The 22,321-nt window shown below is 63.9% G+C and carries 19 protein-coding genes; 9 read left to right on the top strand and 10 right to left on the bottom strand.

Annotated elements, in window-relative coordinates:
• Positions 1 to 85: 85 nt before the first annotated feature.
• Positions 86 to 736 (top strand): carbonic anhydrase, encoded by a 651-nt coding sequence (locus AC0KW6_RS09435; protein WP_323777563.1) that lies wholly within the window; start codon positions 86 to 88, stop codon positions 734 to 736.
• Positions 737 to 738: 2 nt separating this feature from the next.
• On the opposite strand, the gene AC0KW6_RS09430 is transcribed toward AC0KW6_RS09435, so the two are convergent.
• Positions 739 to 1,902, bottom strand: a complete 1,164-nt coding sequence (locus AC0KW6_RS09430; RefSeq protein ID WP_474034766.1) for a DUF3095 domain-containing protein — start codon at positions 1,900 to 1,902, stop codon at positions 739 to 741.
• A 129-nt stretch (positions 1,903 to 2,031) separates the two neighbouring features.
• Between AC0KW6_RS09430 and AC0KW6_RS09425 the strand changes: the two genes are divergently transcribed.
• The 3 genes from AC0KW6_RS09425 to AC0KW6_RS09415 all read left to right on the top strand — a co-directional run bounded on the left by AC0KW6_RS09425 (position 2,032) and on the right by AC0KW6_RS09415 (position 6,112).
• Positions 2,032 to 3,204, top strand: coding sequence for an MFS transporter (locus AC0KW6_RS09425; protein WP_474034765.1), 1,173 nt, complete (start codon positions 2,032 to 2,034; stop codon positions 3,202 to 3,204).
• An 82-nt stretch (positions 3,205 to 3,286) separates the two neighbouring features.
• The gene (locus AC0KW6_RS09420; RefSeq protein ID WP_323777557.1) at positions 3,287 to 4,309 is read left to right on the top strand and encodes an aspartate-semialdehyde dehydrogenase; all 1,023 of its coding nucleotides are present in this window, start codon (positions 3,287 to 3,289) and stop codon (positions 4,307 to 4,309) included.
• A gap of 138 nt (positions 4,310 to 4,447) precedes the next feature.
• On the top strand, positions 4,448 to 6,112 hold the full coding sequence (locus tag AC0KW6_RS09415) for a DUF4139 domain-containing protein (RefSeq protein ID WP_474034764.1): 1,665 nt from the start codon (positions 4,448 to 4,450) through the stop codon (positions 6,110 to 6,112).
• Positions 6,113 to 6,304: 192 nt separating this feature from the next.
• Here AC0KW6_RS09415 and AC0KW6_RS09410 read toward each other — a convergent pair whose 3' ends face one another.
• The 7 genes from AC0KW6_RS09410 to AC0KW6_RS09380 form a co-directional block, all read right to left on the bottom strand.
• Positions 6,305 to 7,075, bottom strand: a complete 771-nt coding sequence (locus AC0KW6_RS09410; RefSeq protein ID WP_323777553.1) for an HpcH/HpaI aldolase family protein — start codon at positions 7,073 to 7,075, stop codon at positions 6,305 to 6,307.
• 15 nt (positions 7,076 to 7,090) lie between these two features.
• Positions 7,091 to 7,891: a 2-oxo-hept-4-ene-1,7-dioate hydratase gene (gene hpaH / locus AC0KW6_RS09405; RefSeq protein ID WP_323777551.1), complete on the bottom strand. Its 801-nt coding sequence runs from the start codon at positions 7,889 to 7,891 to the stop codon at positions 7,091 to 7,093.
• Complete coding sequence (locus AC0KW6_RS09400) at positions 7,888 to 8,757, bottom strand: fumarylacetoacetate hydrolase family protein (RefSeq protein ID WP_323777550.1); 870 nt, start codon at positions 8,755 to 8,757, stop codon at positions 7,888 to 7,890. The genes hpaH and AC0KW6_RS09400 overlap by 4 nt, the downstream gene beginning before the upstream one ends.
• Complete coding sequence (locus AC0KW6_RS09395; protein WP_323777548.1) at positions 8,754 to 10,166, bottom strand: pyridoxal phosphate-dependent decarboxylase family protein; 1,413 nt, start codon at positions 10,164 to 10,166, stop codon at positions 8,754 to 8,756. Before AC0KW6_RS09395 ends, AC0KW6_RS09400 begins: the two co-directional genes overlap by 4 nt.
• 77 nt (positions 10,167 to 10,243) lie before the next feature.
• Positions 10,244 to 11,224, bottom strand: a complete 981-nt coding sequence (hpaD, locus tag AC0KW6_RS09390; protein ID WP_323777546.1) for a 3,4-dihydroxyphenylacetate 2,3-dioxygenase — start codon at positions 11,222 to 11,224, stop codon at positions 10,244 to 10,246.
• Positions 11,225 to 11,316: 92 nt separating this feature from the next.
• The gene (gene hpaE / locus AC0KW6_RS09385; protein ID WP_474034763.1) at positions 11,317 to 12,828 is read right to left on the bottom strand and encodes a 5-carboxymethyl-2-hydroxymuconate semialdehyde dehydrogenase; all 1,512 of its coding nucleotides are present in this window, start codon (positions 12,826 to 12,828) and stop codon (positions 11,317 to 11,319) included.
• Positions 12,828 to 13,220: a 5-carboxymethyl-2-hydroxymuconate isomerase gene (locus AC0KW6_RS09380; RefSeq protein WP_323777544.1), complete on the bottom strand. Its 393-nt coding sequence runs from the start codon at positions 13,218 to 13,220 to the stop codon at positions 12,828 to 12,830. Before AC0KW6_RS09380 ends, hpaE begins: the two co-directional genes overlap by 1 nt.
• A gap of 114 nt (positions 13,221 to 13,334) precedes the next feature.
• Between AC0KW6_RS09380 and hpaR the strand changes: the two genes are divergently transcribed.
• The 5 genes from hpaR to AC0KW6_RS09355 all read left to right on the top strand — a co-directional run bounded on the left by hpaR (position 13,335) and on the right by AC0KW6_RS09355 (position 19,199).
• On the top strand, positions 13,335 to 13,775 hold the full coding sequence (gene hpaR / locus AC0KW6_RS09375) for a homoprotocatechuate degradation operon regulator HpaR (protein WP_323777542.1): 441 nt from the start codon (positions 13,335 to 13,337) through the stop codon (positions 13,773 to 13,775).
• 273 nt (positions 13,776 to 14,048) lie between these two features.
• The gene (locus tag AC0KW6_RS09370) at positions 14,049 to 15,299 is read left to right on the top strand and encodes a sarcosine oxidase subunit beta family protein (protein WP_024091841.1); all 1,251 of its coding nucleotides are present in this window, start codon (positions 14,049 to 14,051) and stop codon (positions 15,297 to 15,299) included.
• 15 nt (positions 15,300 to 15,314) lie between these two features.
• Complete coding sequence (locus AC0KW6_RS09365; RefSeq protein WP_323778265.1) at positions 15,315 to 15,602, top strand: sarcosine oxidase subunit delta; 288 nt, start codon at positions 15,315 to 15,317, stop codon at positions 15,600 to 15,602.
• Complete coding sequence (locus tag AC0KW6_RS09360; protein ID WP_323778263.1) at positions 15,599 to 18,625, top strand: sarcosine oxidase subunit alpha family protein; 3,027 nt, start codon at positions 15,599 to 15,601, stop codon at positions 18,623 to 18,625. The genes AC0KW6_RS09365 and AC0KW6_RS09360 overlap by 4 nt, the downstream gene beginning before the upstream one ends.
• Positions 18,618 to 19,199, top strand: a complete 582-nt coding sequence (locus AC0KW6_RS09355) for a sarcosine oxidase subunit gamma (protein WP_474034762.1) — start codon at positions 18,618 to 18,620, stop codon at positions 19,197 to 19,199. The genes AC0KW6_RS09360 and AC0KW6_RS09355 overlap by 8 nt, the downstream gene beginning before the upstream one ends.
• A 664-nt stretch (positions 19,200 to 19,863) precedes the next feature.
• Here AC0KW6_RS09355 and AC0KW6_RS09350 read toward each other — a convergent pair.
• Both AC0KW6_RS09350 and AC0KW6_RS09345 read right to left on the bottom strand, forming a co-directional pair.
• Positions 19,864 to 20,868 (bottom strand): GlxA family transcriptional regulator, encoded by a 1,005-nt coding sequence (locus AC0KW6_RS09350; protein ID WP_024091837.1) that lies wholly within the window; start codon positions 20,866 to 20,868, stop codon positions 19,864 to 19,866.
• A gap of 90 nt (positions 20,869 to 20,958) precedes the next feature.
• Positions 20,959 to 22,305 carry an NAD(P)-binding domain-containing protein gene (locus AC0KW6_RS09345; RefSeq protein ID WP_474034761.1) on the bottom strand — a complete coding sequence of 449 codons (1,347 nt, stop codon included), beginning with the start codon at positions 22,303 to 22,305 and terminating at the stop codon, positions 20,959 to 20,961.
• Positions 22,306 to 22,321: the final 16 nt, after the last annotated feature.

Raw genomic sequence — 22,321 nt, 5'->3', positions numbered from 1 at the left:
CCAGTGCGGTGATCAAATCCCTCGAATTTACTGACAATGCGGGGTATCACGTCCGGCAACGCGCAAACAATCGGAGGATTCGACAATGGAATTTGCCAAACCTCTCCCCAGTTATCTGGTGACCCGCTACCACGGCTGGAAAGCCACATCCTACAAGGAAAACCAGGGCTGGTACCGCCGCCTGGCCACCGAAGGGCAGCGTCCGCGCGCCATGGTGATCTCCTGCTGCGACAGCCGCGTGCATGTGACCTCGATCTTCGGGGCTGATCAGGGTGAATTCTTCATTCACCGCAATATCGCCAATCTGGTGCCGCCGTTTGCGCCCGATGGCGATCACCACGGCACCTCGGCGGCGGTGGAATATGCGGTGACAGCGCTGAAGGTCTCGCATCTGATCGTGCTGGGCCATTCGCAGTGCGGCGGCGTGCAGGGCTGCATCGACATGTGCAAGGGCAACGCGCCGCAGCTGGAAGAGAAGACCAGCTTTGTCGGCCGCTGGATGGAGATTCTGAGGCCCAAGTTCGACGGCGTTGCCGGGATCGAGGATCCGGAGCAGCAAGCGCGCCAGTTTGAGCGCCAAGCCGTTGTTGCATCATTGGAAAACCTGATGACCTTTCCCTTCATCGAATCGTCGGTGAAGGCCGGACAGCTGAGCCTGCATGGCCTGTGGACCGACATCGGCGAGGGCGGGCTGGAATGTTATGATCCCAAGACGGGCGTGTTTGCGCCAGTCTGACGTCATGCCGGGGTTTTGCTGATACCAAAAGCAGCTGCCAGATTGGCGGCTGCTTGCGTATAGCCGCCGCCGGCCCCATCGACAAAGTGGATGTGGTCGTCCTCCACCGGCGAGGGCACGATGCAGGTGACCATGGCGGCGTCTTGTTCGTGCAGCCCGAATTGCACCAGCCCCGCGCCGGCGGCCTGCTGCAGACGGTCGCGGATCCGGCTGCTGATGGCCGGGGTGCAATCCAGCGTCATCTTCAGACCGTCGTCAAATTTGCGAAAGTCGGAATGGGCTTTGAGAACGGACAGGTAATGCACCGGGTCAAAGGCGCCCGCCGGGCGCTTCAAGGCGAAAAGCGCGCCGGCAAAGAGGCTGTGGAAGAATAGATAAAACTTCCGCAAAACCACCGGCTGATTCCCGCGGGACGCCTGGGCTTCCAGCGCCAGGCCGGCGGGTGGAAAGCGCAGTTTCGGGCCGGAATCGGGCACCGGGTGGCCGTCTTCCGCAAGTTCAGAGGCCAGATCCAGCAATTCTGCCGAGAGCCGGGCAAAGGCCCGCGGGCTGGTGCCCGGCGCGGGCTGGGCCACCACCGACAGGATAATACCGTTCCGTGCGGGTGTGTTGCTCCAGCGGCAGGACAGGCCGCTGAGGTCGGGCGGTCCGGCCTGCGGGGCGGCGGCCACCGTAAAGGCGCCGGCCTTCATTTGCGTCTCGGCCCAGGCCAGGCCGCCGCCGTTGAACATGGCGAAATCCGCGTGGTCCGACACCGCATAGCGGGCAATCCGGACATCCAGCCCCTCGGCCCGGATCCAATCCATCGGCACCATCGCAGCCCGCAGGCTGACGCCGTATTCCGCTTCGGTCCAGCTGCGCAGACCCGCCAGCACCGTCTTGGCGGTGTCCTTGTGCCGGGCCGGCACCGCAAAGGAGGCGCCGTCGCCGCCGAAGATAAAAGGGAACGCCTCGCCCTGCAGCGCATTGCGCATGGCGGCGATCACGGCGGCGCCGATCATGTTGACGGTCTTGTAGCGGCCCGCCGCCGCCAGCCCGGTGGAGTTGACGATATCGGTGCAGCACAGGTGCCAGTCCGGCGGCAGCGGCACAAAGGCTTCCGGAGCCGCAAGGCTGTCGAAGGACCGGGTTTTCGGCAGGCCGGCATAGAAGCTGTCTGTCGTCATTCCATTCCCGCCCCAGTAACCCGTCCCAGTAACCCGCGCCAGTGACCTGCCGTTTCTTCCTAAACGAATTGTGTGTCTGGGCCAAACATGCAAGCTGTGCCGCGGAAACGGCAAGCCGGGGAGCGGGGAATGCAGGCAGGATTGGTCTTATTGTGCCTCGCTTACGTGCTGAGCCAGTTTTTCCGTGCTTTTCTGGCGGTGCTGTCCAGCGTGCTGGCGCAGGATATCGGAGCGGCGCCGGATGATCTCGCCTTTGCGTCGGGCATGTGGTTCCTGTCCTTTGCGGCAATGCAGCTGCCGGTGGGCTGGGCGCTGGACCATGCGGGGCCGCGCCGGACCGCGGCGCTGCTGCTGCTGCTGGGCGGCGGCGGCGGGGCGGCGCTGTTTGCCGCGGCGGCCGGGCCCTTGCATGTCAGTATCGCGATGTTCCTGATCGGCATCGGCTGTTCGCCGGTGCTGATGGCCTCTTACTATATCTTTGCGCGCCAGTACCCGCCTGCGCGGTTTGCGACCCTGGCGGCGCTGATGCTTGGGGTGGGGTCGGCCGGCAATCTGGTCGCCTCCTACCCGACAGCGCTGGCGGTGGATCTGTTCGGCTGGCGGCAGACGCTGGCGGGGCTGGCGGTGGTTTCCGCGGTGGTGGCGGCCGGGCTCTTTGTGACCGTGTCAGATCCGGACAAGCCGGACGGCGAGCACAAGGGATCGGTGCTGGATCTGCTGAAGATGCCGGCGCTGTGGGCGATTTTCCCGCTGATGCTGGTGGCCTATGCGCCGTCAGGGGCGCTGCGGGGCCTGTGGATCGGGCCCTATCTGAACGACCTTTACGGGCTCAGCACCCAGCAAGTGGGGCTGGCAACGCTGGTGATGGGGGCAGCGATGATTGCCGGCACCTTTGCCTATGGGCCGCTTGACCGGATGCTGGGTACCCGCAAATGGGTCATACTGGGCGGCAACCTGCTGGCGTGCCTGGCGTTGGGCGGATTGATTCTGGCGGCTGGCACGCCGGTCTGGATGCCGGTTTTGCTGATGGCGGCGGTCGGGTTCTTTGGCGCCTCCTTCCCGGTGATCATGGCGCATGGCCGCGCCTTTGTGCCGCCGCATCTGGCCGGGCGCGGGGTCACATTGCTGAATTTCTTTGGCATCGGCGGGGTGGGAATCATGCAGTTCGCCACCGGCCGCATCCATGCGGGAATGGCCGGAGCGGACCTTTCCCTGCCCTATACCGGGATTTTCAGCTTCTTTTTGGTCTGTTTGGCGTTGGGATGCGCCATTTATCTGCTGAGCCGGGACAGCATGGACTGATCCGGGACTTTAAACTTTTCCCCGGAGGCAGTATCACTCCGCCGCCGGCCATGGGGCCGGGCATTACTGGAGAAACAGACAAATGGGTTACCGCATCGTCGTCGTTGGCGCCACTGGCAACGTGGGCCGCGAAATGCTGAACATCCTGGCCGAGCGCCAGTTCCCTGTGGATGAGATCGCTGTGCTGGCCAGCCGCAAATCTCTCGGCACCGAAGTCAGCTTTGGCGATAAGACACTGAAGACCCAGGATCTGGACACCTTCGATTTCAGCGGCTGGGACATGGCGCTGTTTGCCGTCGGCTCTGCCGCGACCAAGGATTACGCGCCCAAGGCCGCTGCCGCCGGCTGCACCGTGATCGATAACTCGTCGCTGTACCGTTACGATCCGGACATTCCGCTGATCGTGCCGGAGGTGAACCCGGACGCCGTGCACGGCTATGCCAAGAAGAACATCATCGCCAACCCCAACTGTTCCACCGCGCAGATGGTTGTCGCCCTGAAGCCGCTGCATGACCGCGCCAAGATCAAGCGCGTTGTCGTCTCGACCTATCAGTCGGTGTCCGGCGCGGGCAAAAACGGCATTGATGAGCTGTGGGACCAGACCAAGTCGATTTACAACCCGACCGATGACAAGCCGGCCCGGCAGTTTACCAAGCAGATCGCCTTTAACGTCATTCCGCATATCGACGTCTTCATGGAAGACGGCTCGACCAAGGAAGAGTGGAAGATGGTCGCCGAGACCAAGAAGATCATCGACACCTCGATCAAGGTCACCGCGACCTGTGTCCGCGTGCCGGTGTTTGTCGGCCACTCGGAAGCCGTGAACATCGAGTTCGAGGACTTCCTGGACGAAGACGAGGCCCGCGATATCCTGCGCGAGGCGCCGGGCGTCATGGTGATCGACAAGCGTGAAGACGGCGGCTATGTGACCCCGGTGGAATGCGTCGGTGATTTCGCCACCTTCATCAGCCGGATCCGCCAGGATTCGACCATCGAGAACGGCCTGAACCTGTGGTGCGTCAGCGACAATCTGCGCAAGGGCGCGGCCCTGAACGCGGTGCAGATTGCCGAGCTGTTGGGCCGTGAGGTCCTGAAGAAAGGCTGAGGTTTCCTGCCATTCTGATGAGGGGCCGCTTCGCAAGAGGCGGCCCTTTTCTTTGGCGTGGCCTCCGGGCGGGGCGGCGGTTAGGGTCGGCATCGGGCGGGCAGTTTTGCGCCGCGGATATTTGTTTGAGAGATGCCAATGCGATTTCCCCTGATGGCCTTTGCCGTCACTTCCTTTGCCGTGTCTGCCGCACCCTTTGCGGCGGCTGAAACTATTCCCGTCAGCAGTTCTGTGTCGGAGGTGACGCTGTACCCGGGGCTGGCAGAGGTCACCCGCGGCGCCGCGCTGGCTCTGCCGGCAGGCCGCCACCGGCTGATCCTGCAGAATGTTCCCAGGACCGCCTTGCTGGAGACCCTGCAGGTTGAGATCGCCGGCGCCCGCCGCGTCGCCACCCTGCTGCGCGAGGATTATGTGCCGCCGCGCAATGCCAATGATCCTGAGGCCGAGGCTGCAGAGGCGCAAGTGCGCGAGGCCGAGGCGCGGATTGCAGCGGTGCGGGATGAGGCTGCGCGGGCCCGTTCCGGGGTGCGGGCGGCGGAGGCTTCGATTGGCTTCCTGCAGCAATTGGGCGCGAACGAAGGGCTGGCGGCAGCGGATGCCGCCGCGCTGAGCGCGATTGCCCGGATGATTTCGGACGAGGCAGCCGGGGCCAGCCAGGCGGCGGTGGCGGCAGAGGCAGAGGCACGCCGGATCGAGCTGCAGCTGGAGCACCTGGAAGAGGAATTGGCAGAGGCGCAGGCGGCGCTGGCTGCGATCACGCTGGAAGATAAAGACCGTCTGTTTATCGCCGTGGATATCGAGGCCGAACAGGCGGGCGAGGGCGCTATCAAGGTCAGCTACTACACCGCGGGTGCGGGCAATACCGGCTGGCAGCCGTCCTACGAGATGCATCTCAGCACCGTGGCGGAGCAGCAGGTCATCCTGAAACGGGCGGTGATGCTGGTGCAGGACACCGGCGAAAATTGGCAGGACGTGGGGCTGACGCTGTCGACCGCGGTTCCTGGCGGGCAGGGCAGCCCGGCTGTCTTGCATCCCTGGCTGCGGCGGATCGAGGAACCGCAGCCGCGGAGAACGCTGAAATCCTTGGGGCAGGATGCGGCGGAAATGTCTGCGCTGGCAGAGCCGGCACCGGAGGCGCCGCTGATTGCTGATGAAGCCCAAGGCAGCTGGGGCGCCGATCCGGGCGGCGCGGCAGCGACCTACCGGTTCGGCCTGCCGGTCTCGATTGCCTCCGGCGCCGACCTGCTGCGGCTGGAAATGGACAGCCTGACCGCTGAGGCAAAGGTGCGGGCGGTGGCAGTGCCGTCGCGGGACAAGACCGCCTATCGGGTAGCCAGTTTTGCCAACACATTCGGCGAGCAGCTGCTGGCCTCGGACCAGGTTCCGCGGTTTGTTGATGGCAAGCTGGTCACGGTGGAGCCTTTTGCAGGGCTGGCGCCCGGGGCGGAGATGGACGCCGGTTTCGGCCCCGTCGAAGGCCTGCTACTGCGCCGTGATGTGCTGGGGCAAAGCGAGGGGGAGCAGGGGCTGATCTCGCGCAGCAACGCGCAGGTGCAGAAGGTGGAGATCACGGTGGAGAACCTGACCGCGCAGGACTGGGTGGTACGGGTGCTGGACCGGGTGCCTTATTCGCAGCAGGACGATCTGGAGATCGAGTGGAGCGCGAAACCGCAGCCCGCGGAAGAGAACGTGGAGAAACAGCGCGGCATCCTGGCTTGGGACATGGAGATTGCAGAGGGCGAAAGCGGGACAATCCGCCTGGACACCGCACTCAGCTGGCCCGAGGGGATGGTGCTGCGCTGATTTTGCTGCGGCGACGGGCAGCAGGCGGCGCACTCCCGCCCGTCGCCAGGTATTGAAAATACCTTCCTCCCGTTGGGCGTGGCACCGCGCCCCGCGCGGTGCCACGCCCAAAGCCGCTGCCGTTGCTCTGGCTGTGCCAGGGCGGCGGGCGGGCACGGGAGAGCTTCTTTTGTCAGAGCCCAAGGGGCGGTGTTATTCCGCCTTCCAGCGGGCTGCCAGCGCGCGGGCATTGCGGGCAAGCACCATCACGTCGATGCCGACGGCCAGAAATTGCGCCCCCATGTCCGCATACGCCTGAACGGCTTCCTCTGTGGTTCCCAGTATGCCGGGCGCCAGGCCTGCAGCCCTGATCCGACTGATCGCATCGGCGATCACCGCGCGCACGTCCGGATGCGCGGAGTTGCCCTGATGGCCCATATCTGTCGACAGATCCGCCGGGCCGATGAAAACGCCGTCAATGCCCTCGACCTGCAGGATTTCATCCAGAGCGTCTATCCCGGCGCGGTTTTCCACCTGCACCAGCAGGCAGACCTCCTGATCGGCGGTCTGGATGTACTCAGTCACCGTGCCGAACATGGTGGCGCGGGCCGCCGTGGCGCCGACCCCGCGCAGGCCCTTCGGCGGGTAGCGGCAGGCGCGGACCAGTTCCCGGACCTGATCTGCGCTTTCGACAATCGGCACCAGCACGGTCTGGGCGCCGGCATCCAGCACCTGTTTGATCATCCAGGTCTCGCCAACCGGCACCCGCACCACCGGATGGCTGGGGGAGGCGGCCAGCGCCATCAGCTGGTCACGGATCGAGCGGATGCCGTTCGGGGCGTGCTCGCCGTCGATCACCAGCCAGTCAAAGCCGCAGGTGCCCATGATCTCGGCTGCGGAGGCCTCGGCAAAGCTCATCCAGCAGCCGATCTGGCGCTGGCCCTTGGCTAGGGCCTGTTTGAAGGTGTTTAAAGGGGCGGGCATGGGCAGGGCCTCCTGTCAGGCAAAGGTGATGGATAGGGAGCCGAAGGGCCCGAAATCGGCGGCAATCTCCGTGCCCGGCGGGCATTCGATGGGGCGGATGAAAGAACCTGAGAGTACGATATCCCCGGCCTCGATCCGTTGTCCATATTCCGCCATCCTCCGCGCCAGCCAGAGGACCGAGGTGACGGGATCATTCAGCACCCCCGCGCCGAGGCCGGTTTCCTCAACCGTGCCGTCGCGGGAGGTGATGGCGCCCACCCAGCGCAGATCGTGGGCGTCGGCGGCGTGGCGTTCTTTGCCCAGCACGATACCGGCATTTGCGGCGTTGTCGCTGATGGTGTCGGTGATGATGCGGGCCTGACCGGTCTCCGGATCCGCACGCAGGATGCGGGTGTCGAGGATTTCCAGCGATGGCGCAACATAATCCGTGGCGGCCAAGACGTCCGCGCGGCTGCACCCGGCGCCTGCGAGGGGGGATTTCATGACAAAGGCAATCTCGGCCTCCACCCGCGGCTGGATGAAGCGGCCAGCGGGGACGGTGGCGCCGTTTTCAAAGAGCATATCGTCCAGCAGCACGCCGCTGTCGGGCGTGGTGATGTTCAGCGCCTGCTGCATGGCGCGGCTGGTGAGGCCGATCTTCCAGCCGATTTTCCGGCGCCCCGACGCCAGCTTTTGCCTTATTAGAGCCTGCTGCACCGCATAGGCATCGTCCAGGGTCATGCCGGGATAGGCCAGCGAGAGCAAGCCGCATTGGCGGCCGGTTGCCTCGGCCGCCAGCAGGGTTGCGGCGGCCTCCTGATGCTGTTCCGGGGTCATGCCTCGTCCTCGCCAAACTCATCCGCGACGGTGTTGCGCAGGAGGCCGATGCCCGCGACCTCAACCTCGACCACGTCGCCGGGCGCCAGGTATTTCGGAGGATCGAAGCGGGCGCCTGCGCCGGTTGGGGTGCCGGTGATGATCACGTCGCCGGGCTGCAGGGTGGTGAAGGTGGAGATATAGGCGATCTCCTCGCGGATCGGGAACATCATGCGGGCCAGGGTGTCGTCCTGGCGGACCTCTCCGTTGACGCGGGTCATGATGCGGGCGTCATCCAGTTGCGCGGCGTCGGTGAAGGGCACCAGCCAGGGGCCGATAGAGCCGGAATTGTCCCAGTTCTTGCCTTGGGTGACGTTGAATTTCGCATGCCGCACCCAGTCGCGGATGGTGCCCTCGTTCGCCAGCGTCAGCGCGGCGATGTGATCATAGGCGTCTTCCGGCTTGATCCGGCGGCCTGCCTTGCCGATCACCACCGCGACCTCGCCCTCGTAATCCAGGGTGTGGTTCTCCGGCGGGCGGATCAGCGGGCGCTCTGCCCCGGTGAAGGAGCGCGCAAAGCGGGGGAACAGGGACATGTGTTTGGGCTGGGCCGAGCCGTCCTTGTATTCGGCGTTGCGGTCCGGGAAGTTGACGCCGACGCAGAGGATCTTCTCCGGGTTGGGGATCGGAATCTCATAGGTGAAATTTCTGTGGGTGACGGGCTTGCCCTCGGCGGCCTTTTCCAGCGCGGGCAGGGCCTGGGCCGCGATCACCTCGCGCAGGGTGGGCCAGTCGGGAAATTGTGGCGACAGGGCGATCATGCCGGCATCCGTCACTGCGCCATAGAAGGTCTCGCCGTCAGCGGTATAGGTGGCAAAGCGCGTCATGTCAGGTTCCTCGCGATTTCGGTGATGACGTCAAAGGCCATCATCACGTCTGCTTCGGTGGTTTCAAACTGGCCCGCCTGGAAACGGATCACCAGATCGCCGTCGACGCGGGTCTGGGTCAGGTAGATGCGGCCGTCGTCGTTGATCGCATTGACCAGCTGGAGGTTCAGCGCATCCAGATCCGCGGCGCCCTCAGGCGCATAACGGAAGGTCCAGAGCGACCACATCGGCGGGGTGGTGATTTCGAAATCAGGCTCTGACTTAAGCTTTTCGTGCAGTTGGCTGGACCAGTTGACGTGGTTGCGCAGCCGCTGGCGCAGACCCTCAAGGCCGTAGGTGCGGATCAGAAACCAGATCTTGAGCGCGCGGAAGCGGCGGCCCAGCGGCACCGACCATTCGGAATAATTGATGATGCCGTCATGGCCGTGGGTCTTGAGGTACTCCGGGCTGATGGCGAGGGTCTGCACCAGGTCGTCCGGGTTCTTCAGGAAATGGGCGGAGCAGTCGAACTGCACCCCCAGCCATTTATGCGGGTTGAAGACGATGCTGTCGGCGCGCTCTACCCCCGGCCAGTAGTGGCGGTATTCCGGGCAGATCATCGCGGAACCGGCCCAGGCAGCGTCCACATGGGTGTAGAGGCCATGCTTTTCGGCCACGTCCAGCACTTGATCCACGGGATCGGTGGCGCCGGTGCCGGTGCCGCCCACACAAAGGATCACACCGGCGGGCTGGTGGCCTGCGGCGAGGTCGGCCTGAATTGCGGCCTCGAGGGCTGCGGGGTCCATACCGCGCCAGTCGCCCTTGATGGGCACCCGGATCAGGTTCTGCTGGCCAATGCCCGCCACCCAGATGGCGCGGTCGATGGAGGTGTGGACCTCGGAAGAACAGTAAATCCGGAGCGCCCTTTGGCCGAACAGCCCGTGGCTGTTGCCCTGCCAGTTCAGGGCTTTCTCCCGCATGGTCAGCACCGCAGCCAGAGTGGCGGAGGAGGCGCTGTCCTGAATGACGCCCTGGAACTGGCCGGGCAGGTCCAGCGCCTGGCGCAGCCAGTCCATCATTCTTGTTTCCATCTCGGTCGCCGCCGGGGAGGTCTGCCACAGCATGCATTGCGGCGCGATGGCGGCGGCGAGGAATTCGGCCAGCACCGAGGGCGCGGCGGCGTTGGAGTTGAAATAGGCAAAGAAGCGCGGGTGCTGCCAGTGGGTGATACCGGGCATCACGGCGTTTTCAAAATCGGCAAAGATCGCCTCCATCTCCTCGCCCTGTTCGGGCGGGGTTTGGGGCAGCGCGTTGAGCACCTCGCCGGGGCGGGTCTGGGCGCGCACCGGGCGGTCGCCCACCGTCAGATGGTAGTCCTGCGCCCAATCGGCCACCCGGCGGCCCCAGTCGGAGAATTCATTCCATTTCATCTCGTCTCGTCTTTCTTTGCCCGTACCAATGGCACGAACAGCGCCTCACCGTGGCACGGCGCCGTCCTCATGTTGTATCAGGGTGCAATAATCGGCTGCGCGTCCAAGGTGCTGGGTTTCGGGGCGGTGCCTTCGAACACCGAGCCCTCCTCGAACCAGCTGCGCGGGGCAGGGGCGCCCCAGAGGGTCTGGCGCTGCGGATCGGTGAGCGACCATTTGATCGGCTCCAGATCCGGGTCGACGGTCTGGTAGTCGGAGCAGTAGATCTCGATCCGGTGGCCGTCGGGGTCGCGCACATAGAGGAAGAAGGCGTTGGAGATGCCGTGGCGGCCGGGGCCGCGCTCGATGTTATCGACATAGCCGGTGGTCGACATCAGATCGAGCAGGTCGATGATGTTCAAGGGGGTCGGCACCCAGAAGGCGGTGTGGTGCAGGCGGGGGCCAAGACCATTGGTGAAGGCGACGTCATGCACGCCGCCCTTGCGGTGCATCCAGGCGGCCCAGACGCGGCCGCTGTCGTCGTCCTCGGTGTATTCGGTGACGCGGAAACCCATTTCGTTATAGAAGGCGACCGCCGAGTCCACATCGGCACTGAACATGTTGAAATGGTCGATGCGCAGCGGTTTTACTCCGTTATAGAGCCTGTATTTCTGGTGGATCGGCTCCAGCCGGTCCATCCTGACATAGAACTCAAGCGGGATGCCCCAGGGGTCGCGGGTGCGTAAGGTCTTGCCCATGTGGGGGCGGTCGATCCATTCCACCGGCAGATCCCGGGAGGTGAAGAATTCCGCTGCCTTGTCCAGGTCCGGCTCATCGTAAAGCTTGAAGCCGAGAACCCCGACGGAGGCGGTCTCCGCCTTGACCAGCACGATGCAATGGTGGCCGCGTTCCTCCATCGCGCGCAGATAGATGCGGCTGTCGTCCTCGTGCGTGACCTGAAGGCCAAGCGTGTCCACGTAGAAGGCGCGCGAGGCGGCAAGGTCGGTGACGGCGTATTCGACGTGGGACAGCCGGACGATGTTGAAGGGCGGATAGAGGTTTGCGGCGGGGACGGGCATGGTCGGAACCTTTCGCGTGGGGCCGGGGGGCGGGAGCGAGGGGCCGGCCCCTCGCGCTCCCCGGAATATTTTTTGAACAGAAAGAAGCGGGCTCAGGCGCCGAGGCGCGGGATCTTGTGATGGCCGGTGGCAAAGCCGATGTGCTTTTGTTCCATATAGAACTCGAACGACCAATCGCCGCCGTCGCGGCCGATGCCGCTGGATTTGACACCGCCGAAGGGCGTGGGCAGGTGGCGGACGTTTTCCGAGTTCACCCAGATCATCCCGGCCTCCAGCTGATTTGTGAAGCGCAGGGCGCGGGTGAGGTCGTTGGTCCAGACATAGCCGGTGAGGCCGTATTGGGTGTCATTGGCCAGTGTCAGAGCTTCATCCTCGTCCTTGAACCGGATCGCAGTGAGGACCGGGCCGAAGATTTCCTCCTGGGCGATGGTCATGTTGTTGGTGGCATTGGTGAACAGCGTGGGGCGGACGAACCAGCCCTTGTCTCCGGCGCGGGTGCCGCCGGCGGCGATGGTGGCGCCGTCCTGTTCGGCGGTCTTGAAATAGGACGTCACCTTGTCGAAATGCACCTTGTGGATCAGCGGGCCGACTTCGGTGGCCGGGTCCAGCGGGTGGCCGACCTTGATGCTGTTGACCCGTTCGATCAGTTTGGTCTCGAATTCCCCGGCGATGCTTTCCTGAACAAGGAGGCGCGAGGAGGAGGTGCAGCGCTCGCCGTTCAGCGAGTAGATCATGAAGACCGCGGCATCCAGCGCGCGGTCCAGATCGGCGTCGTCAAACACCACCACCGGGTTCTTGCCGCCCAGTTCGAAATGCACACGCTTGAGGGTATCGGCGCCCTGTTTCATGATCATCGAGCCGGTTTTGGACTCGCCGACAAAGGCGATGGCCTTGATGTCTGGGTGTTCCGTGAGGGCTTTGCCGGCATCCTCGCCAAAGCCGTTCACAAGGTTCCAGACGCCGGGCGGAAGGCCTGCTTCCTGGGCAATCTCGGCCAGGATGCGGGCGGTGAGGGGGGAAAATTCAGCCGGTTTGTGGACCACGGTGCAGCCGGCGGCCAGCGCGGGCGCGATCTTCCAGGTCGACAGCATGAAAGGCGTGTTCCAGGGGGTGATCACGCCAACCGGGCCGATCGGCACGCGGGTGGTGACATTCATCAGCGTTGGCGACTGCAGTTGCTGGCCGTCGCGGGCTGATGCGGCCTTGTCCGCAAAGAAACGGAAGTTTTCCGCCCCGCGCAGGGCGGCCTTGGCCATGAAGCGGATCGGCTGGCCGGTGTCCCAGCTTTCGCACAGGGCGATTTCCTCGGCGCGGCCGGCGATCAGATCGGCGATGCGGTGCAGGATCTTCTTGCGCTCCAGCGCCGGCATGTCGCGCCAGGCGGGGAAGGCGGTTTTGGCGGCCTTGGCGGCGGCGTCGATATCCGCGGCACCGCCCCTGGCAACTGTGCAGATCACGCTTTCATCCACCGGCGAGGATGTTTCAAACGTGGCGCCGGAGGCCGCGGGCCGGCTTTCGCCTGCGATCAGGTTCCGAATGCCGCTGTCGCGGAAGCGGCTCAGGTGGCCGGTCAGCGTTTCGATGTTGGTGGTCAGATCGCGCATCACTGGTCCGCCTTTTGCATATGGTCGCGGATGGTGCCGCATTTGGGAGAAAGGTCCGGGTCGATGTCGCGCATCTCCAGCGAGAGCGCGATGGAGTGCTGCTGCATCGCTGGCGCAAGGAAGGCCCGGGCCGCCTCGAACACCGCCTGAGCCGCGCGTTTGCGGGTGTCTGGATCGCGGCCGGCCCGCAGGCGGATCGAAATGTCGATGTAGCCGTGCTGCGGGCCGCCATCCGCGATTGAGACGTGACTGGCGGCAAAGGCGCGGACCCGGAGGCCCGCCAGAGGAAACACGCCGGTGGCCGCTGCCGCCTGCCGCAGATGGCCGCAAAGCGCGGCAATATCGGCGCGCTCCTCCATATTGGGTGAGTAGTCCAGGGTGATGTGCGGCATGTCCGGTATCCCTTCTGAATTACTTAACATGTTTAGCAAAATGAAGGGCGCCAGTCAAGCAGAAGAAATCCAAGCGGTAATTGCGTTTAGCCGTGAGGGGGGTGATAATCGGATATGACCAAGATGATGCCGGCCACTGACCGATCCCTTCCCATCGCGCTGTTGCGGGCGCGTGAGCGTGTGATGGGGCCGATCCGGGCCTTGCTGAGCGGCGCCGGCCTGACAGAGCAGCAATGGCGGGTTCTGCGCGTGGTGCAGGAGAGCGGGCCGATTGATCCGACCCAGATTGCCGATAAGGCCTGCCTGTTGTTGCCCAGCCTGACGCGGATCCTGCAGAAGCTGGAGGAGAAGCAGCTGATCAGCCGTGAGCGGGATCGGCAGGACCGCCGCCGCCAGGTGGTGCGGATCACCACTGGCGGCGCGCGGGTCATTGCCGACAACATTGACGCGAGTCTGGAGCTGATGAACCGCACCCGGGCCAAGATGGGGCCGGAGCGTTATGAGGCCCTGCTGGATCTGCTGAACGAGCTGGATCAGATCGACCTGTCCGGGTGAGTCGCCTTTGACGCATATGGCGCGGATTCTGGAGCAGGTGACGCAAACCGGGCGGGGCCTGCGTGTTGGCTGTATTTCCGTATGACCGTGTATATTCTTAATAAATTCAAATATTTACTCGTGATTTAACGCAAGGGTTGCGCCGTAAGTCATGCTGCGCCTGCATGGATGAATTCCTGCTAATGCCGCAAATGGCGCGGCCGGTGTCTGAAATCGCTCTGTGAATTGCCGCATTTCTCAACAAATCTGTCGGTGACAGTTGGTGAGGACAAAATGCGGTACTCTGGCCTGAAAGTGATCAAGGAGGCCCTGACGGGCCACAAGGGATGGCGCCCGACCTGGCGCGATCCGGAACCCAAGAAAAGCTACGATGTGGTGATCATCGGCGGCGGCGGGCACGGGCTGGCAACGGCCTATTACCTGGCCAAGGAGCACGGCATCACCAATGTTGCTGTAATTGAAAAGGGCTGGATCGGCGGCGGCAACGTGGGCCGCAACACCACCATCATCCGCTCGAACTACCTGCTGGACGGCAACGAGCCGTTTTACGAGCTGTCGCTGAAGCTGTGGGAAGGGTTGGAGCAGGACTTCAACTATAACGCCATGGTCAGCCAGCGCGGCATTTTGAACCTGGTGCATTCGGACGCGCAGCGCGATGCGGCGCGGCGGCGGGGCAATGCGATGATCCTGAACGGATCGGACGCGGAGCTGCTGGACGTGGAGGGCGTCCGCGCCATGTACCCGTTCCTGAATTTCAACAACGCGCGTTTCCCGATCAAGGGCGGATTGCTGCACCGCCGCGGCGGCACCGTGCGCCATGATGCTGTGGCCTGGGGCTATGCCCGCGGCGCGGATCTGCGCGGGGTGGACATCATCCAGAATTGCGAAGTCACCGGTTTCAGGATCGAGAACGGCAAGTGTCTGGGTGTTGAGACCACCAAGGGTTTCATCGGTGCCAACAAGGTGGCGAGCTGCGTTGCCGGGTCGTCGAGCCGGGTGATGGAGAAGGCGGGCATGCGCCTGCCGATCGAAAGCCACGTGCTGCAGGCCTTTGTGTCCGAGGGGCTGAAGCCGGTTCTGGACGGGGTCATCACCTTTGGCGCCGGTCATTTCTACTGCAGCCAGTCGGACAAGGGCGGCCTGGTCTTTGGCGGCGACCTGGACATGTACAATTCTTATGCGCAGCGCGGCAACCTGCCGGTGGTCGAGGACGTGATGGAAGGCGGCATGGCGCTGATCCCCAGCTTAGGCCGGGTACGGATGCTGCGCAGCTGGGGCGGTATCATGGACATGTCGATGGACGGCTCGCCCTTCATCGACAAGACCCATGTGGATGGCCTCTATTTCAATGGCGGCTGGTGCTACGGCGGGTTCAAGGCGACCCCGGCCTCGGGCTGGTGCTATGCGCATCTGCTGGCGACGGACACCCCGCACAAAGTGGCCACGGCCTACCGGCTCGACCGGTTCCGCAAGGGCTGCATGATTGACGAAAAGGGCCAGGGCGCCCAGCCGAACCTGCACTGAGGAAAGGAGCAAACGATGATTATCAACCATCCGATCCTCGGGCCGCGGGACAGCCAGGAATTCACCTACCTGGGTGACGCGGCGCTGATCGACCGGCCCGACTGGCAGGCCGAGAACGCGGCGGATCAGTTTCACGACTATCTGTACCTGCGCGACAACCCGGCGGGCGAGCACCGCGAGCTGTGGTTCCATGAGCAGGGCGACCGGTCCTGGCTGGTGGTGACCCGCAATACCGTGACCCATGAAATCCTGACTGTCGAACTGGCCCGCGATGTGGCCCGGGCAAGGGGGCGCAGCAAATGACTGATGCAATACTGAATGCCGGAACCGTTGCGTTCCAGGCCGATGGCAGCACCGGTGCCCGCAAGGGCGTGCAGGTGAACCGCCTGGATGGCGGGCTGATCAAGGGCAGCAAGGCGCTGACCTTCACGTTTGATGGCAAGCGATACAAGGGCTTCGAGGGCGACACGCTGGCCTCGGCGCTTTTGGCCAACGGCGTGCGGCTGATGGGCCGCTCGTTCAAATACCACCGCCCGCGGGGCGTGCTGACCTCCGGGTCGGAAGAGCCCAACGCGCTGGTTGAGCTGCGCAGCGGCGGACGGCAGGAGCCGAACACCCGCGCCACCACGGCTGAGCTGTACGATGGCCTGGAAGCCAATTCGCAGAACCGCTGGCCGTCGCTGAAGCATGACTTCATGGCTGTGAACGACCGGTTCTCGAACTTCCTGACCGCCGGGTTCTACTACAAGACCTTCATGTGGCCTGCGGCGTTCTGGGAGAAGATTTACGAGCCGATCATCCGCAAGGCGGCCGGCCTCGGCAGCATCAGTTTCGAGGATGATCCGGACGCCTATGACAAGGGGTTCCTGCATTGCGACCTGCTGGTTATCGGGTCCGGCCCCTCCGGCTTGATGGCAGCGCTGACCGCGGGCCGGGCTGGCGCCCAGGTGATCATCGCGGACGAGGACTTCCTGCTGGGCGGACGCCTGAATGCGGAAACTTTCGGCATCAATGATCTGACCGGTTCCGCCTGGGTGGAGCAGGTGCAGGCCGAACTGGCCGCGTTGCCGAATGTGCGGGTGATGCCGCGCACCTCGATCATCGGTGCCTTCGACCACGGCATTTATGGCGCGGTGGAGCGGGTGGCCGACCACGTGCTGGCACCGGAAGCGGGCAAGCCGCGGCAGATCCTGTGGCGGATTTATTCCAAGCGGGCGCTGCTGGCGGCAGGCGCCACCGAACGGCCCATCGCGTTTGAAAACAACGACCGTCCGGGCGTGATGCTGGCGGGGGCGGTGCGCGCCTATGCCAACCGCTGGGCGGTGACGCCGGATCAGAGTGTTGCGGTCTTCACCAACAACGACGACGGCCACCGCACCGCAGCGGATCTGATCGCCAAGGGGGTGAAGGTGACCGCGGTGATCGACACCCGCCCGGATGCGCCCAAGGTCGACGGCGCCGAACTGTTTGCCGGTGCCCAGGTGATCGACACCCAGGGCCGGCTGGGCCTGGAAACGGTGCGGTTGCGTCTGGCCAATGGCGCCACCCGCGATGTGCCTTGCGGCGCGCTGGCGGTGTCCGGCGGCTGGAACCCGAATGTGCATCTGACCTGCCACCAGCGCGGCCGCCCGGCCTGGCGCGAGGATATTGCCGCCTTTGTCCCCGCGGGGACATTGCCGCAAAACATGTCTGTGGCGGGGGCTGCCAATGGCGATTTCTCAACCGCTGCCGCCCTGCGCGCAGGGGCCGAGGGTGCGGTTGCCGCGCTGTCGGATCTTGGGATCGATGCGAAAGCTGCCGATCTTCCCGCGGCCGAGGATGCGCCCGTCAACGTGACCCCCTTCTGGTATGTGAAAGAAGGAAAAGGCCGCGCCTGGCTGGACCAGCAGAACGACGTCACCGTCAAGGACGTCAAGCTGGCGCATCAGGAGAACTTCCGCTCGGTCGAGCATCTGAAGCGTTACACCACGCTTGGCATGGCGACCGATCAGGGCAAGACGTCGAACATGGGCGGTCTGGCGATCATGGCCGAACTGGCGGGCAAGCAGATCCCCGAGGTCGGCACCACCATGTTCCGCCCGCCCTATACGCCGGTGTCCTTTGGCGTGATGGCCGGCCGTTCGGTGGGCGAGGAGTTCCGCCCCACCCGCAAGACCCCCAGCCACAAATGGGCTGAGGAGCAGGGTGCGGAGTTTGTCGAGGTCGGCCAATGGCTGCGCGCCCAATGGTTCCCCAAGGCGGGCGAAACCCATTGGCGCCAGTCGGTGGACCGCGAAGTGCTGCAGACCCGCAACTCGGTCGGCATCTGCGATGTGACCACGCTGGGCAAGATCGACGTGCAGGGCAAGGATGCGGCGGCATTCCTGAACAAGATGTACGCCAACGCCTTTGCCAAGCTGCCGGTCGGCAAGGTCCGCTATGGCCTGATGCTGCGCGAGGATGGCATTGCCTATGACGATGGCACCGCCGCCCGCTTTGCCGAGGATCATTTCGTGGTGACCACCACCACCGCCAACGCAGTTCTGGTCTACCGCAACATGGAATTTGCGCGCCAGTGCCTGTTCCCTGACATGGATGTGCAGCTGATCTCGACAACCGAGGCCTGGGCACAGTTCGCGGTGGCGGGTCCGAATGCCCGCAAGCTGCTGCAAAAGGTTGTGGACCCTGAGTTCGACATCTCGAACGAGGGTTTCCCCTTCATGGCCTGCGGTGAGATCACCGTGGCGGGCGGCTGCCGGGCGCGGCTGTTCCGGATCTCCTTCTCGGGCGAGCTGGCCTATGAGATCGCGGTTCCGACCCGTTACGGCGACGCGCTGCTGCGCAAGCTGATGGAAGCGGGCGAGGAGTTCGGCGCGGTGCCCTATGGCACCGAGGCGCTGGGCGTGATGCGGATCGAAAAGGGCCATGCAGCCGGCAACGAGCTGAACGGGACAACTTCGGCGCTGAACCTCGGCATGGGCCGGATGGTCAGCAAGAAGAAGGACTGTATTGGCAACACCCTCAGCGAACGCGAAGGCATGAACCGGGAGGATGCGCTGAAGCTGGTTGGTTTCAAGCCGGTGAACGCCGCCGATCCGGTGCCGGCCGGATCGCATCTGATGAACGCCGATGGCGAAGTCAGCGCCGCCACCGATCAGGGCTATATCACTTCGGCCGCCTATTCGCCGGTGCTGGGATGCGCGATCGGGATCGGTTTCCTGAAGCGCGGTGACGCGCGCTTGGGCGAGGTGATCCGCGCGGTCAACCCGCTGGAAGGCAAGGAAGTCCAGGTCGAAGTTGTCAGCGCGCATTTTGTGGATCCGGAAGGGGAGCGTCTCCGTGGGTAAGTTCGATAATCATGGTCTGAAAGCCATTTCGCCGCTGGGCGGTCACGAGCCGCGGGTCGATGCCTTTACCGGGCTGCTGATCCGCGAGGTCACCGACCGGGCGCTGGCCTCGCTGGCAGCGCGCCAGGGGCAGGAAGAGGCAGTGAATTCCGCCGCTGCCGCATATCTGGGCGGCGCGCTGCCCGGGCCTGCGGGCTGGACAGAAACCGGTGCATTCGCCACCTGGTGGATGGGGCCGGATCTGTGGATGGTCTCGGCACCGCATGACAGCCACGAACTGCTGGCGGGTGAGCTGAAACGGGCCGTCGGCGAGGCTGGTTCTGTTGTGGAGCAGACCGACGGCTGGTGCCGCTTTGACATGGAAGGCGCGCGCTGTTCCGATGTGCTGGAGCGGTTGTGCAATGCTGATGTCCGCGGCGGAAAAGCGGGGAGTGCGGTGCGGACCTCAATGGAGCATCTGGGCGTCTTCCTGCTGTGCCATGCTCCGGGGCAGCAGTATTCGATCATCGGCCCGCGTTCCTCGGCCGGCTCCCTGCATCATGCGCTGATGGCAGCGGCAAAATCGGTGATCTGAGCCGGGTTGAAACAAAGAGAGCGCCGCATGTTTCCGTGCGGCGTTTTCCTGTTGGTGTGCAGCGAGGCGCCGCAGGACGGGCAGATCGCAAACTGTTGCATGGCCCCCATAGCGCATACGATGCCGGGGCGCATTGCGGCACCGTTCATCGCAAACCGCAGTTCTATCAGGCCGGACCCGCCGAAAGCCTCAGCTGCCCCGCTGCGGGCATCGGAATCATCCTGGCGCCTGCCTGTGACGGCCTCAGACAGCCGGGCAACAGAGAACAAAAGAGACAAGGTCCGGCGGCAGTGCCTGTGCGTCCGCCCGCAGGATGGCGGTGACTGGGTGTTTCTCCAGGCCGGAAGCGATTGCTGGATTGGTTTCCGCCGCCACGCAGCTCCCGCAGTCCGCCGCAAGTGTACCGCGCAGACGGGCAGCGTGGCGCTTGGGGGCAAGAAATCCGAAGATCCTGTTGTCGCGCAAAAGCAGCGGCATACTGACCTTCGCAATGCGGGGGCATAATCCAGGATTACGTCCATCCGTCTTTCCGCGCGGCGGATTAATATGCGGCAATTGGGCAGAATCGCCTGTTTTTCACAATACCGGTCGCACCAGCAGGGAGCGGAACCGGGCGCGTTTTTGTGTCAGGCCGGGAAAACCCGCCGCTGCTGCCCGGGGTGCGTCAGGCTGAGGGAATGGGGCGGTTGTCCTGGACCCGGAACAGGTTCACCTTCCGGCGTTCCTCCTGCGGGGTGACGCCAAAGCTGTCGCGGTAGTGCTGCGACAGGGTGGAGGAAGTGGCGTATCCCACCGCATTGGCGATCGAGGTGATGGAATCCCGGGAGTACATCACCAGCTGCCGGGCCGCGTTCATCCGCAGGGTACGGTAATAGATTGCAGGGCTTTGCCCGGTGGCGGATTTGAAGCTGCGCTCCAGCTGCCGCGGGGAGACGCCGATTTCGCTGGCGGCGTCGCGGATCGACACCGGATGCTCCAGATTGTCGGCAAACAGCTCCACCGCCTTGGCGACCGGCGGCGGCAGGCTGTCGGCGGTGCTGTCGGTCTTGAAGGCGGGGATTTTCTGACGCACGCCCTCGGCCCGGACCATCGGGTGCTGGAACCAGCAGGCGACTTCGGTCATCACCGCGTCGCCGAGGGCCTGTTCAATCAGCTTCAGCGACAAGTCGAACATAGCCGCAGCACCGCTGGCGGTAAAGCGGCGGCGGTCCAGAACAATTACATCGTCGACCGTTGCGAGCGATGGGAATTCAGCGCTGAAGGCGGCCTTGTAGCACCAGTGGACGGAGCAGCTGTGCCCGTCGAGCAGGCCGGAACGGGCCAGCGGGAACACCCCGCCTGACACCGCGCCCATTGTGGTGCCGTGGCGGGCCAGGTGGCGCAGCTTGCCGTTGGACCCCTTGGGGTCCTCGAACTTGCCTTGCGGGCTGGACAGCAGAAACAGCGTGTCGATGTCCTCGGCCTGGTCCAGGGCGCAGTCGGGCTGAAACGCCACATTGGCAGAGGCGTTCACGCCGGCGCCGGTTTCCGAGACCAGTTTCCAATGAAAGGTTTCAGTGCCGGCAATTTCGTTTGCCGCCCGCAGCGGCTCGATAGCCGAGGTCAGGCAGGCCATTGGAAAGCCGGGGAAAATCAGAAAGCCGAGTGTCATGGTTTTATCGCGCTGCATAAGGTGGATATTAGCTTGCGAACAGGGATTCGCACAGCGGCGAAAGGTGCCTGCGCCGCCCAGGAAGGAAAACGGCGCAGGCGGATCTGCTTAGTTTTGCAGATATACTTCCAGCGAATCGTCCAGGGCATCCTTCCACGGGGTGTGGTGGAGAGGTGCCATGGTGCCGGTGATGACCGATTTGTAGGAATGGTTGCGGAAGGCCATGATGTCTTCGGCCTTGTGCCCCTTCCATTCATAGAAGGCCTGGCAGGCGCCGGCCACGTCGAAGGTCGGGTAATCGGTCTCTTCGATCAGTTCCAGCACGTAGTCGCCCTGGTATTTGATCGCGTATTTGACGTCGTCCGAGGCTTCTTCGCGCTTCTCGCGCTCCTTCACGTCGGCCAGCAGGGTTGCCTTGTCCGAGGGGATTTCGATCTTGCCCATGATCGCATCACGGACCCACCAGGCCTGGGCGTCGAACATGTTGAAGGTGAACCACTGATCCTGCATGCCCAGATAGAACATCTTGGGGTTATGGGCAAAAACCACACCTTTATACAGGTCAGCCGCGGCAAGGCGGTTGGCGGTCTTCAGGCGCAGGTCGTCGGGCAGGAAGCTGAAGAAATGCTTGTAGCCGGTGCAGAGAATAATCGCGTCGACTTCTTTCTGGGTGCCGTCCGCGAAGAATGCGGTGTTGCCCTTGACCGTTTCCAGCGCCGGAACCTCGTCCCAGTTGTCCGGCCATTTGAAGCCCATCGGAGCAGACCGGTAGGAGGTGGTGATCGATTTGGCGCCGTATTTCCAGCACTGCGAGCCGATGTCTTCGGCCGAGTAGGAGGCGCCGAGGATCAGGATGTCCTTGCCCTTGAATTCGCGCGCGTCGCGGAAGTCATGGGCGTGCAGAACGCGGCCGTTGAAGGAGTCGAAACCCGGGTAGAACGGCACGTTCGGAGTCGAGAAGTGGCCCGAGGCGCAGATCACGTGGTCGAAGTCTTCCTTGTAGGTGCTGTCCTTGGCGTGGTCGTGCACGGTGACGGTGAAATTGCCCTTGTCCTCGTTGTATTCGACCCAGCGGATCGGCGAGTTGAAGCGGATCCACTTGCGCACATCGGCTTTTTCCACCCGGCCTTGGATATAATCAAACAGCACGGCGCGCGGCGGGTAGGATGCGATCTGCTTGCCAAAATGCTCTTCGAACGAATAATCGGCAAACTCCAGGCCTTCCTTGGGGCCGTTGGACCACAGGTAGCGGTACATCGAGCAATGCACCGGTTCGCCGTTTTCATCCAGGCCGGTGCGCCAAGTGTAGTTCCACAGCCCGCCCCAGTTGTCCTGCTTTTCAAAGCAGACGATTTCCGGGATCTCTTCGCCCTTGTTGGCGGCGGATTGGAATGCGCGCATCTGAGCCAGGCCGGAGGGGCCGGCGCCGATGATGGCAATGCGTTTCTTGGTCATGTGTCTCTCCCATTGG

The sequence above is a fragment of the Leisingera sp. SA215 genome (assembly GCF_055902035.1).
Note: the sequence above shows the minus strand (reverse complement) of the source record. Positions and strands in the feature narration are given on the sequence as shown.